Source organism: Allomuricauda ruestringensis DSM 13258, from assembly GCF_000224085.1.
Taxonomy (GTDB): Bacteria; Bacteroidota; Bacteroidia; order Flavobacteriales; family Flavobacteriaceae; genus Flagellimonas; species Flagellimonas ruestringensis.
In genome coordinates this window covers 2,699,033-2,711,509 of sequence record NC_015945.1, presented here as the reverse complement: position 1 = coordinate 2,711,509, position 12,477 = coordinate 2,699,033, and the positions used below count along the sequence as shown (strand labels likewise).

Here is a 12,477-nt window from a genome sequence, read left to right as displayed (position 1 = left end):
ATTGCTTATTCTTTTTCGTCGGTATTATCATCAATAGCCGTGCCATCCTCCCCTTTGACTTCAATATCCATGATATCGACTTCCTCTACGGGATCATCTTCTTTCATTACTTTGGCAACAGCCGCAATGGAGTCACTATCCTTAAGATTGATCAAGCGAACCCCTTGTGTTGCCCTTCCCATAACCCTAAGGTCCTCGACACCCATTCGGATGGCAATTCCGGATTTGTTAATAATCATCAAATCATCCGTGTCCGTAACATTTTTGATAGCGACAAGATCCCCTGTTTTCTTTGTAATGGAAATGGTTTTGACACCTTTTCCACCCCTGTTGGTAATCCTGTAGTCTTCTATATTGGAACGTTTTCCATAGCCTCTTTCCGAAACTACCAGAATATCGTCCTCAAAATTGTGGACAGACACCATTCCTACAACCTCATCGTTATCATCAGCCAATCTGATACCTCGTACACCAGATGCATTTCTACCCATCGGTCTTGTCTTGGATTCTTCAAAACGAATAGCTTTTCCTGATTTAAGACCTAGGAATATTTGGCTGGTACCCGTTGTCAGTTTAGCTTCCAATAGTTCATCATCCTCGCGAATGGTGATGGCATTGATACCATTTTGACGCGGTCTGGAATATTGTTCCAAGGAAGTCTTTTTAACGGTACCTTTTTTGGTGGCCATAATCACAAAGTGACTGTTCACGTATTCCTCGTCCTTGAGGTCTTGGGTACAGATAAAGGCCTTTACCTTGTCATCTTGCTCTATATTGATCAAGTTTTGAATGGCCCTTCCTTTGGATGTCCTACTGCCCTCAGGAATTTCGTAGACGCGCATCCAGAAACATTTTCCCTTTTGGGTAAAGAACAACATGTACTGGTGGTTGGTGCCCACAAACAAATGTTCCAAGAAATCCTCGTTTCGGGTAGAGGATGCCTTTTGGCCAACTCCTCCCCTATTTTGGGTCTTATACTCTGTAAGTGGTGTTCTTTTGACATAGCCAGCATGGGAAATGGTAATGACGACCTGCTCGTCCGGAATCATATCCTCGATGCTCAGATCCCCTCCGGCGTAGTTGATTTCGGACCTTCTTTCATCACCATACTTCTCCTTAACTTCAAGAAGCTCATCTTTGATGATCTGCATTCTGCGTTCTTTCTTTTCAAGAATATCTTTTAAATCCTCAATGGTGTTTAAAAGTTCCGCATGTTCTTCACGCAATTTATCTTGCTCCAGACCGGTAAGCTGACGCAAGCGCATTTCCACAATGGCCTTGGCCTGAACCTCGGTCAATTTAAAACGCTCGATCAAACTATTCCGTGCTTCTTCAACATTGGAAGATCCCCTAATAATGGCAATTACCTCGTCAATATTATCAGAAGCAATAATAAGTCCTTCCAATATGTGCGCACGGTCTTCGGCTTTTTTCAGCTCAAATCTTGTTCTTCGAACCACAACCTCGTGTCTGTGCTCCACAAAGTGATGGATGATCTCCTTTAGGTTCAAAAGCTCCGGTCTACCTTTTACCAGTGCAATATTGTTGACACTAAAAGATGATTGAAGCGCCGTGTACTTGTACAACATATTAAGTACGATGTTCGGAATGGCATCTCGTTTCAAAATATATACGATACGCATTCCGTTTCTATCGGACTCATCCCTAATGTTGGATATTCCCTCTATTTTCTTTTCATTGACCAAATCGGCGGTCTTTTTGATCATATCCGCCTTGTTGACCTGATAAGGGATTTCGGTAACAACTATACTTTCTTTCCCTTGAACTTCTTCGATGGTCGCCTTGGCCCGCATTACCACACGTCCTCTACCTGTGTGGAAAGCTTCCTTTACGCCGTCGTACCCATAAATGAGCCCCCCAGTTGGAAAATCGGGAGCTTTAATGTGCGTAATGAGCTCATCTATTTCAATATCGTGGTTATCTATATAAGCTATAGTACCGTCCACCACTTCCGACAAATTGTGCGGTGGCATATTTGTGGCCATACCAACTGCAATACCAGAAGCCCCGTTCACCAACAAGTTGGGAATACGGGTGGGCAATACGGTAGGTTCCATTATGGTATCATCAAAATTGAGCTGATGATCCACGGTGTCCTTATCGATATCGGCCAACATCTCCTCTGCGATCTTGCGCATTTTGGCCTCGGTATATCGCATGGCCGCAGGGCTGTCCCCATCAACGGAACCAAAGTTACCCTGGCCATCGACCAACATGTACCTAAGGCTCCATTCCTGGGCCATACGTACCATGGTATCATAAACTGAAGAATCGCCATGTGGGTGATATTTACCCAAAACCTCCCCAACAATACGGGCAGACTTTTTATGCGAACTATTGGACCTTACTCCCAAATCGTGCATTCCGTAGAGCACTCTTCTATGTACAGGCTTTAAACCATCACGAACATCTGGCAGGGCACGTGACACAATGACCGACATTGAATAATCAATGTAGGCAGATTTCATCTCATCCTCTATATTAATAGGAATTAACTTTTCTCCTTCCGCCATGCTTATTTATTATTGATTTTTGTGGTTAAATTATCATGGCAATATACAGAAAATAGCAGCTTTTATAACGCTTTGCGATTACTTTATTAAAAAAATTATCAACAGTGCGGACATAATTATAAATGTGATAATAAACCTTTGTTAAATCAGTAAAAAATGGCAATTATTCCGACATTTACCACTACTTTATCGAATAAGGGTACGGTATTTGACCACCGTAACAATACTTTTATTAATTTTAATTGCTGAAAAAGAAACGTATGGACGATAATTTTTCCCCCCGCGTAAAGGACGTTATAGCATACAGCAAGGAAGAAGCCCTGAGACTGGGCCATGATTTTATTGGCACGGAACACCTTATGCTAGGTCTTTTAAGAGACGGAAATGGCAAAGCCATAAATATATTGGATGCACTCGATGTGGATTTGGACCACCTGCGTAGAAAGGTGGAAATCCTGAGTCCCGCAAATCCGAATACAGGAACAATACAGAAGGACAAAAAGAATCTTCATTTGACCCGCCAAGCAGAACGGGCCCTGAAGACTACTTTTTTGGAAGCAAAGCTCTTCCAAAGTTCTTCCATCAACACAGCACATTTGCTGCTCTGTATTTTGAGGAACGAGAATGATCCAACAACTAAACTATTGCACAAACTGAAAGTGGATTACGACAATGTCAAAGAACAGTTTAAATCCATGATCACTAGTGATGACGATTATATAGATACCCCGCAAGCGGAATCCTTCCCCGGGGACACAGATGATATGGGAGATAGCAAAGAAAGCTCTTTCGGTTCCAGTGCTTCCCAAAAAGGAAGCAAAAAGTCCAAAACACCTGTTTTGGACAATTTTGGACGCGACCTGACCAAACTGGCCGAAGACAACAAATTGGACCCCGTAGTGGGCAGAGAAAAGGAAATTGAGCGTGTTTCCCAAATATTGAGCCGTAGAAAAAAGAACAATCCACTGCTTATTGGTGAGCCCGGTGTAGGTAAAAGTGCCATCGCCGAAGGATTGGCGCTGCGTATCATCAATAAGAAGGTATCACGTATTCTTTACAACAAACGCGTGGTAACCTTAGATTTGGCCTCTTTGGTCGCAGGTACAAAATACCGTGGCCAATTTGAGGAGCGGATGAAGGCCGTAATGAACGAGTTGGAGAAGAATGACGATATCATCTTGTTCATTGATGAGATACACACTATTGTTGGTGCCGGTGGAGCTACGGGCAGTTTGGATGCTTCCAATATGTTCAAACCTGCGCTGGCTAGAGGAGAAATTCAATGTATCGGTGCAACAACGCTTGATGAGTACAGACAATACATAGAAAAAGATGGTGCCTTGGAGCGTCGCTTCCAAAAGGTAATGGTAGAACCTACCACCGTGGAAGAAACCATCGAAATTTTAATGAACATCAAAGGAAAGTACGAAGAGCATCATAACGTAAACTATACCGACGAAGCTATTTTAGCATGTGTAAAGTTGACCAACCGTTACATGACGGACCGCTTCCTTCCCGACAAGGCCATTGATGCACTGGACGAAGCAGGGTCTAGGGTACACATCGTCAACATGGACGTTCCCAAACAAATTTTGGAGCTGGAAAGCCAGCTGGAAGATGTTCGAGAACTAAAGAACAGCGTTGTTAAAAAGCAGAAATACGAAGAGGCCGCCAAACTTAGGGACGACGAAAAACGTCTGGAAAAGGATTTGGCATCCGCTCAAGAACGCTGGGAAGAAGAAAGCAAACTGCACAGGGAAACCGTTAGCGAAGATAATGTTGCCGATGTAGTTTCCATGATGAGCGGCATTCCCGTAAACAGAATAGCACAGACCGAAAGCAATAAATTGGCCGAGCTGCCAAACCTCATTAAAGGTTTTGTAATTGGTCAAGATGAAGCCGTGTCCAAAGTGGCAAGGGCCATACAACGAAACCGTGCCGGACTCAAGGATCCAAACAAACCTATTGGTTCATTTATATTCTTGGGACAAACCGGAGTCGGTAAGACCCAATTGGCCAAAATATTGGCTAAGGAACTTTTTGATTCCGAAGATGCCCTTATCCGCATAGATATGAGCGAATACATGGAAAAATTCGCCATTTCGAGATTGGTAGGTGCACCTCCCGGATATGTGGGTTATGAAGAAGGCGGGCAGTTGACCGAAAAAGTACGCCGTAAACCATATTCCGTAATATTGTTGGACGAAGTGGAAAAAGCGCATCCAGATGTATTCAATATGTTGTTACAGGTGCTGGATGATGGATTCCTTACCGATAGCCTTGGGCGTAAAATCGATTTTAGGAACACCATAATCATCATGACCTCCAATATCGGTGCAAGACAATTGAAAGATTTTGGACAAGGCGTAGGTTTTGGTACGGCAGCCAAAAAAGCACAGGCCGATACACATCAAAAAAGTGTCATCGAAAATGCATTGAAAAAGGCGTTTGCTCCAGAATTTTTAAACAGGATAGACGATGTAGTGGTATTCAATGCACTGGAAAGAGAGGACATCCACAAAATCATCGATATCGAATTGAACAAATTGTACGAGAGGATCAAGGACATCGGGTACGACTTAAATCTTTCTGATAAAGCAAAAGATTACATTGCCGATAAAGGTTTCGATAAGCAATATGGGGCACGACCTCTTAAAAGAGCTATCCAAAAATATATAGAAGATACACTGGCCGAGGAAATCGTAAACTCCAAATTGGAAGAGGGCGACAGTATTTTTATGGACTTGGATGAGAAAAAAGAAGAACTCACCATCAAAATAAAAAAAGCTGAAAAATCACCCGAAGCTGAAAAGTAATTTTTTTAAAATAATTTGTTTTTAAAAGCTGACTTCGGTCAGCTTTTTTTATACCCTATAATTACCATACATAAGATATTTTAGCGTTTAATCTATTATTTTTCCTTTGATTCACTTTCCCGTATAATTTCGTGAGCGAGACACTATAATTACATTGGGGATGAAAATAACTTCTAATAAGAAGACCATAGTGGTGCGCGAGTACCAGCTGGAAGTCGGTACCGTACAGGTTTTTGACGATTACATGGTCGCTTCTTTTGATGAAGGTGCCACTATAACATTAGAAAGGACCTATCAAATCATTGGAATTTCGGAAATACACTTTAGAGACAAAGACTTTGGCTATATCAGCCTTAGAAAGAATTCCTATGCGATAGACCCTACTGTATACAATTACCTCAGAGGCCTGGACAACTTAAAGGCCTTCGCCATTGTTTCCAAAAAGGAAATAGACATGCACAATTTCAATATTGAAAAGATGTTCTATAAAAAACCTATGGAATTTTTTATAGAGTTTGACAACGCTTTGGATTGGGTGCAAAAAAGAATAAAACCAAAAAAAGGAAGAAACAGTGCCTAACTACTGGGTATTATCCTTCTGTTCCATTTCCGGTTGACGGAACAGTTCTGAATATGCACTCCCTATATTCTCTATTAGGCTTGATGCTTTCAACGCTTCATAACCTTTAGAAGATACGCCTAAATCTCCTGCCAAACCGTGCAAGTACACACCAAATATTGCTGCTTCTACAGATGGATATCCCTGCGCCATAAGCCCAGCAATCATCCCTGTTAAAACATCGCCACTGCCCGCTGTTGCCATACCAGGGTTTCCTGTAGTATTTACATAGCCCTTACCTTTATATATAGTAATCGTATGTGCTCCTTTGATCACAAGTACAATATTATATTTGGATGCAAATGCCTTGGCTTTTTCCAGCTTATCAAAATCCGAAGTCCAATTACCTATCAAACGTTGCAGCTCCTTTGGGTGTGGAGTCAGCACGGATAATCCGGGAACATCGGTCAACATTTCAGGGTTTTGGGATAAAATATTCAACCCATCGGCATCAATGACCATGGGAGAATTGACCTTTTTCAAAAAATTGCCAAAGGCCGAAACAGTATCTCCATCCAGCCCGATTCCTACCCCGATTCCCACTACTGTTGGTTCAAAAGGAATCTCTATTTCCGAAATACCCTTCTCCCGAGATCCAGTCAACACCATTACTTCGGGAACTGCGGTTTGCAAAGAATCATACCCACATTTGGGAACAAAAGCGGTAACCAGTCCACTTCCAACACTCAAACAGGCATTAGTGGCCAATTGTACAGCACCAATCTTTCCATAACTACCACCAATAATAACGGAATGGCCATAAGTTCCTTTATGCGAGAACTTAAGTCGTGGCCGATACATAGGCAGTACTTCCGGTCTGCCTATAAGTTCAAAATCGGCATCCGTTTTAGCAATAAAATCAGGATTCAAACCAATATCCACTATCTCCCATTGGTTCACATAAACACCTGTTTCCGGCAAAAAGAAGACCAATTTGGGTAGTTGAAAGCTCAACACATAACTGGACTGTATCACATACTCCTTATTCCAAGGATTTCTATCCACAGGCAATCCTGAGGGCACATCCACAGATAACACAAAAGCTCGTGAGCCGTTAATATGCTGAATCAAATTTCCGACCCAAGCATCTGGCGCTCGATTCAATCCAATACCAAAAATGGCATCCACCACAATATCATTGGGCGATATTTGGGGCAAGTCGCTTTCTTTATTGATAAAATCCGGCCAAACTTTATTCTCCTTTAACCGTTCCAAGTTCAACAGAAAATCCTTTGAACGTTTATCACTATAGTTTACCACATACACCTTAATGGAATAACCATGCTCCTGCAGTTTTCTGGCCAGTACCATACCATCTCCCCCATTGTTTCCAATGCCACAGAACAGTTGAATATTGACCTGGGTTCCGCGTAAACGGGAATGTATCCACTCAAACAGCTGGGTTGCTGCCCTTTCCATAAGTTCATCACTCTTTATCTGTTCTTTTTTGATTGTGGATTTATCAGCTTCATAGATTTGATGGGCGGTAAAAATTTTCATTCAGCAAAAAAAAATGACTATTTGTAAAGATTTCGTAAAAAACAACACCAACGATTTGATGAAGTATTCAAAAGTACTACATTTATCACCTCATTAACGAGCAATGGAGTTAAAACAAACGGATATTAACCTTAATTTGATGGAAACCTTTTCATCTATTTTCACTATTACTACCACCACCCCTTTGGGGTAAGTCTGCTATATATAATTCCGTCCGTTTTTTAATCTATTTTCAATTTTTTTCAACAACATTTCATCATGAAAGTCTTAAAGTTTGGAGGCACTTCCGTTGCCAATCCAGAAAATATAAATAAGGTCAAATCCATCCTCAGCAACCAAAACAACGAGCAAATTGCCGTTGTGGTATCGGCATTTGGAGGTGTTACCGACCTACTGCTCAATGCTTCCCGTTTGGCGTCGGAACAAGATTTAAGTTATAAAAACAGTCTCAAGGAAGTTGAGGACAGGCATATTTCCGCCATCAGGGAATTGATTCCCGTTAAAAGCCAAAGTGCCGCGCTCAGCAAAGTAAAGAGTGAACTCAACATACTGGAAACCTTGCTGGAAGGCGCTTTTTTAATCGGAGAACTTACCCCAAAACTCTCCGATAAGATTGTAAGCTATGGCGAATTGCTGTCATCCTTCATTATTAGTGAGTTTTTAAAATCCGAAGGATTGGACGTAGCGTTCAAGGACAGCAGGGAACTGATCATCACCGATAACAACTTTGGCAAGGCCAACGTGGATTTCAAAAAAACCAATGCCAATTGCGAGGCATACTTTTTATCCAACCAACACCAAATAACCATGCTACCTGGGTTTGTGGCATTGAGCAATACGGGAAACCTGACAACCTTGGGCAGAGGCGGCTCCGACTATACCGCTGCCATTATCGCTGCTGCGGTAAATGCCAATATTCTAGAAGTTTGGACAGATGTGAGCGGCATGTACACCGCGAATCCAAAATTGGTTAAACAGGCAAAATGTGTTTCCAACATCAGTTACGAAGAAGCTATGGAGCTGTCCCATTTTGGCGCCAAAGTACTATATCCCCCAACAATTCAACCCGTTTTGGGAAAAGCCATTCCCATTGCAATAAAAAACACCTTTGACCCGGAAAGTCCTGGCACCCATATTGCCAAGAACAACAACGGAAATGGCAAAACGGTGCGCGGTATCAGTCATGTAGGCAACATAAGCCTACTTTCTTTGGAAGGCCCGGGCATGATCGGTATCCCTGGTATCTCCAAGCGGTTTTTTGAAACGCTTTCCATAAAAAATATCAGTATCGTTCTGATTACCCAAGCATCTTCCGAGCACTCCATCTGTGTGGGGATTGCCGATGAAGATGTGGACATGGCAGCCGAAGCGGTCAACGAGACCTTTGAATACGAGATTGCCACCAAAAAGATAAAACCGGTAATAGTTGAAAAAGACCTGACCATTGTGGCCCTGGTCGGTGACAACATGAAAAGTCACCAAGGATTGAGCGGTAAAATGTTCAGCACTTTGGGCAAAAATAATGTAAATATTAGAGCAATCGCCCAAGGCGCTTCGGAACGAAACATCTCTGCGGTCATCAAAAAAGAAGATGTAAAAAAAGCACTCAACTCGTTGCACGAAACCTTTTTCGAGGAAAATATCAAGCAGCTCAACCTGTTTGTCATGGGCGTTGGTAATGTTGGGGCCAAATTCTTGGCACAAATCCATCAACAGAAAAAATATTTAAAGGACGAGCTAAAGCTCAACGTTCGTGTCATTGGCATCAGCAATTCCAGAAAAATGGCTTTTGATGAAGGTGGAATTTCTCTCAAAAACTGGGAAAATATCCTTGATCAGGGAGAACCTGCCGATAAAGAAGCATTTTTTGACCGCATCAATACACTGAACTATCGCAACAGTATTTTTGTGGACAACACAGCTAGTGACGAGGTTTCCAAAAGCTATTCCAGCTATCTCAAAAACAGTATTTCCGTGGTCACTTGCAATAAAATTGCATCCTCTTCGGATTACGAGTATTACAGGGAACTAAAACACTTGGCCAAGGAATACAATGCCCCTTATTTATTCGAGACCAATGTGGGGGCAGGCTTACCGATTATTGACACCCTTAAGCACTTGATCGCTTCGGGGGACAAAGTCAGAAAAATACAGGCGGTGTTATCCGGCAGTTTAAATTTTGTCTTCAACACCTTTGATGACTCCACTACGTTCCACGACGTGGTAAAGCAAGCACAAAAACAAGGCTATACCGAACCCGACCCTACCATCGATTTAAGTGGTGTCGACGTGATGCGAAAAATCTTGATTTTAGCACGAGAAAGCGGTTATCAATTGGATATTGATGAAATCAAAAACGAGGCATTTCTGCCCAAAGCAAGTCTAGAGACCGACTCCAACGAAGCATTTTTTGAAAGTTTGAAGAAATATGAGGAAGATTTTCAAAAACTGTATAAGGAAGCGGCCGATGCCGATTGCAAACTAAAGTATGTCGCCCAGTTTGAGGGCGGAAACGCCAAAGTGGGCTTACAGCAAATTCCAAAAGGACACGATTTTTACAACTTGGAAGGCAGTGACAACATTGTACTGTTCTTTACCGACCGCTATGTGGACCAGCCTTTGATCATAAAAGGTGCTGGAGCGGGTGCCGATGTTACTGCATCGGGTATCTTTGCGGATATTGTTCGAATCGGTAACTTTTAAAAAATGGAAGAGATTAAAGTATTTTGCCCGGCAACCATAGCCAATGTATCCTGCGGATTTGATGTCCTTGGTTTGGCACTCGACTCGGTCGGTGATGAAATGACCATTCGAAAAACTTCCGAAAAAGGCATTCGAATCACCAAAATAATCGGGCAAGACCTTCCTTTGGAAACTGATAAAAATGTAGCCGGCGTAGCTGCTTTGGCCCTTATGGAAAAGAGCGATTACGATGGTGGTTTTGAAATTGAAATCGATAAACGCATAAAACCAGGAAGTGGAATCGGCAGTAGTGCCGCAAGTTCTACAGGGGCCGTTTGGGGCATAAACGAATTGTTGGGCAAACCTTTTTCAAATCTTGAATTGGTAAAATTTGCCATGCAAGGTGAAAAATTGGCCAGTGATGTGGCCCATGCCGATAATGTGGCCCCAGCCATTTATGGCGGGTTCACGCTGGTGCGAAGCTATAATCCACTAGACATAATTCCCATACCAACACCATCGGAATTGTTCGCTACCGTGATTCACCCACAGATTGAGATAAAAACCTCAGATTCCCGTAAAATTTTGAAGACCACGATTTCCATGCAACAAGGCATTCAACAATGGGGGAATTTGGGCGGACTGATTGCCGGGCTTTTCCAAAATGATTACGACCTCATCGGGCGGTCTTTGCACGATCATATTGTAGAGCCCATCCGTTCCATTTTAATTCCCGCTTTTGACGATATCAAAGCAAACGCTTTAAAAGTGGGAGCACTAGGAAGTGGAATCTCAGGATCTGGCCCATCCATTTTTGCACTGAGCAAAGGAGAAGAAATTGCCCAACAGGTGGCCGAGTCCATGAAAGAAACCTATCAAAACATTGGAGTGGATTTTGATATTCACATTTCCAAAGTAAACAGCCAAGGCGTAAAGAAAATTACTTAATTCCATGAAATTCTACAGTTTAAACAACCAAAACATACAAGTTTCTTTCAAGGATGCGGTCATTGCGGGAATAGCACCCGATAAAGGGCTTTATTTTCCAGAAAGCATCACTCCCCTTCCTGCTGATTTTTTTGAGAACATTGAGGGGCTTTCCAATCACGAGATAGCGTTCAAGGCTATCCATCAATTTGTGAGTGAAGATATACCAGATGAAGCTTTGAAGGAAATCATTGCCAACACTTTGGATTTTGATTTTCCCGTAGTCGATATTGAAGATGGTGTAGCCACTTTGGAACTTTTTCATGGCCCTACTATGGCTTTCAAAGATGTAGGCGCGCGTTTTATGGCCAACTGCCTTGGATACTTTTCCCAAGGCGAAAAACAAGACGTCACCGTTTTGGTGGCCACTTCGGGAGATACCGGTGGTGCCGTTGCCAATGGCTTTTTAGGTGTTGATGGTGTAAAGGTCGTTATCCTCTACCCTAGCGGAAAAGTGAGCGAGATACAAGAAAAGCAATTGACCACATTGGGTCAAAATATTGAGGCCATGGAGGTTGATGGCACTTTTGACGATTGCCAACGCATGGTAAAAACAGCTTTTTTGGATTCGGAAATCACGGAGCACAAAAAATTGACTTCGGCAAATAGTATCAACGTGGCCAGATGGTTGCCCCAATTGTTCTATTTTTTGTTTGCCTACAAACAGGCAAAATCCAAAGGGAAAGAAATTGTGTTTTCGGTACCATCAGGCAATTTTGGAAATATTTGTGCAGGGATGGTCGCCCAAAAATTGGGTATGCCCGTCAAACATTTTGTGGCATCCACCAATGTAAATGATGTGGTGCCCAAATTCATGAAAAACGGAATTTATGAACCCATGCCTTCCGTCGCAACAATTTCTAATGCTATGGATGTGGGTGACCCGAGCAATTTTGTCCGCATCAGGCATTTGCACCAAGATGATTTGGCTATACTTCAAAAGCATCTTTCCTCCTACGCTTTTACGGATGAAGCCACCAGAGCAATCATGAAAGAAGTATATTCCAAAACAGGGTACGTTATGGACCCGCATGGTGCCGTTGGGTACCTTGGACTAAAGGAATATCAAAAATCCCATCCGGATACCTATGGTATTTTCTTGGAAACTGCCCATCCCGTTAAATTCTTGGACGTAGTTGAAGAAACTTTAGGGTTAAGTCCAGAGATTCCCCCACAAATCATGAAGGTAATGCACAAACAAAAAAAGTCGCATCAAATTTCTGAATACGAAAATCTAAAATCCTATTTGCTCGATAATTAGTCAAACACTTGGCAATTTTAACAAAGTGTTGTTTAAAACATTCTTTTGGATGAAGGTGCATCTGCGTTGAAATCAATA

Annotated in this window: 7 protein-coding genes; 5 read left to right on the top strand and 2 right to left on the bottom strand. The window is 42.3% G+C overall.

Going from position 1 to position 12,477, the window contains the following annotated elements:
- Positions 1–5: 5 nt before the first annotated feature.
- The gene (gyrA, locus tag MURRU_RS12160; protein WP_014033770.1) at positions 6–2,534 is read right to left on the bottom strand and encodes a DNA gyrase subunit A; all 2,529 of its coding nucleotides are present in this window, start codon (positions 2,532–2,534) and stop codon (positions 6–8) included.
- Between the two features lie 260 nt (positions 2,535–2,794).
- On the opposite strand from gyrA, the gene MURRU_RS12155 reads away from it, so the two are divergent.
- Positions 2,795–5,350: an ATP-dependent Clp protease ATP-binding subunit gene (locus tag MURRU_RS12155; RefSeq protein ID WP_014033769.1), complete on the top strand. Its 2,556-nt coding sequence runs from the start codon at positions 2,795–2,797 to the stop codon at positions 5,348–5,350.
- Positions 5,351–5,510: 160 nt separating this feature from the next.
- Positions 5,511–5,930: a hypothetical protein gene (locus tag MURRU_RS12150; protein WP_014033768.1), complete on the top strand. Its 420-nt coding sequence runs from the start codon at positions 5,511–5,513 to the stop codon at positions 5,928–5,930.
- Here MURRU_RS12150 and MURRU_RS12145 read toward each other — a convergent pair whose 3' ends face one another.
- Positions 5,931–7,469, bottom strand: coding sequence for a bifunctional ADP-dependent NAD(P)H-hydrate dehydratase/NAD(P)H-hydrate epimerase (locus MURRU_RS12145; protein ID WP_014033767.1), 1,539 nt, complete (start codon positions 7,467–7,469; stop codon positions 5,931–5,933).
- Between the two features lie 258 nt (positions 7,470–7,727).
- Here MURRU_RS12145 and thrA point away from each other — a divergent pair, with 258 nt between their 5' ends.
- From thrA to thrC, 3 genes are read left to right on the top strand one after another with little or no spacing between them, the layout of a single operon-like run.
- Positions 7,728–10,172: a bifunctional aspartate kinase/homoserine dehydrogenase I gene (thrA, locus tag MURRU_RS12140; RefSeq protein ID WP_014033766.1), complete on the top strand. Its 2,445-nt coding sequence runs from the start codon at positions 7,728–7,730 to the stop codon at positions 10,170–10,172.
- A 3-nt stretch (positions 10,173–10,175) separates the two neighbouring features.
- On the top strand, positions 10,176–11,099 hold the full coding sequence (locus MURRU_RS12135; protein ID WP_014033765.1) for a homoserine kinase: 924 nt from the start codon (positions 10,176–10,178) through the stop codon (positions 11,097–11,099).
- Positions 11,100–11,103: 4 nt separating this feature from the next.
- Positions 11,104–12,399, top strand: coding sequence for a threonine synthase (gene thrC, locus MURRU_RS12130; RefSeq protein WP_014033764.1), 1,296 nt, complete (start codon positions 11,104–11,106; stop codon positions 12,397–12,399).
- Positions 12,400–12,477: the final 78 nt, after the last annotated feature.

Bases quoted from the DNA above. Each gene is read 5' to 3' on its own strand.
- MURRU_RS12150 (WP_014033768.1), top strand. From the start codon at position 5,511: ATGAAAATAACTTCTAATAAGAAGACCATAGTGGTGCGCGAGTACCAG.
- thrC (WP_014033764.1), top strand. From the start codon at position 11,104: ATGAAATTCTACAGTTTAAACAACCAAAACATACAAGTTTCTTTCAAG.
- MURRU_RS12145 (WP_014033767.1), bottom strand. From the start codon at position 7,469: ATGAAAATTTTTACCGCCCATCAAATCTATGAAGCTGATAAATCCACA.
- MURRU_RS12135 (WP_014033765.1), top strand. From the start codon at position 10,176: ATGGAAGAGATTAAAGTATTTTGCCCGGCAACCATAGCCAATGTATCC.
- thrA (WP_014033766.1), top strand. From the start codon at position 7,728: ATGAAAGTCTTAAAGTTTGGAGGCACTTCCGTTGCCAATCCAGAAAAT.
- gyrA (WP_014033770.1), bottom strand. From the start codon at position 2,534: ATGGCGGAAGGAGAAAAGTTAATTCCTATTAATATAGAGGATGAGATG.
- MURRU_RS12155 (WP_014033769.1), top strand. From the start codon at position 2,795: ATGGACGATAATTTTTCCCCCCGCGTAAAGGACGTTATAGCATACAGC.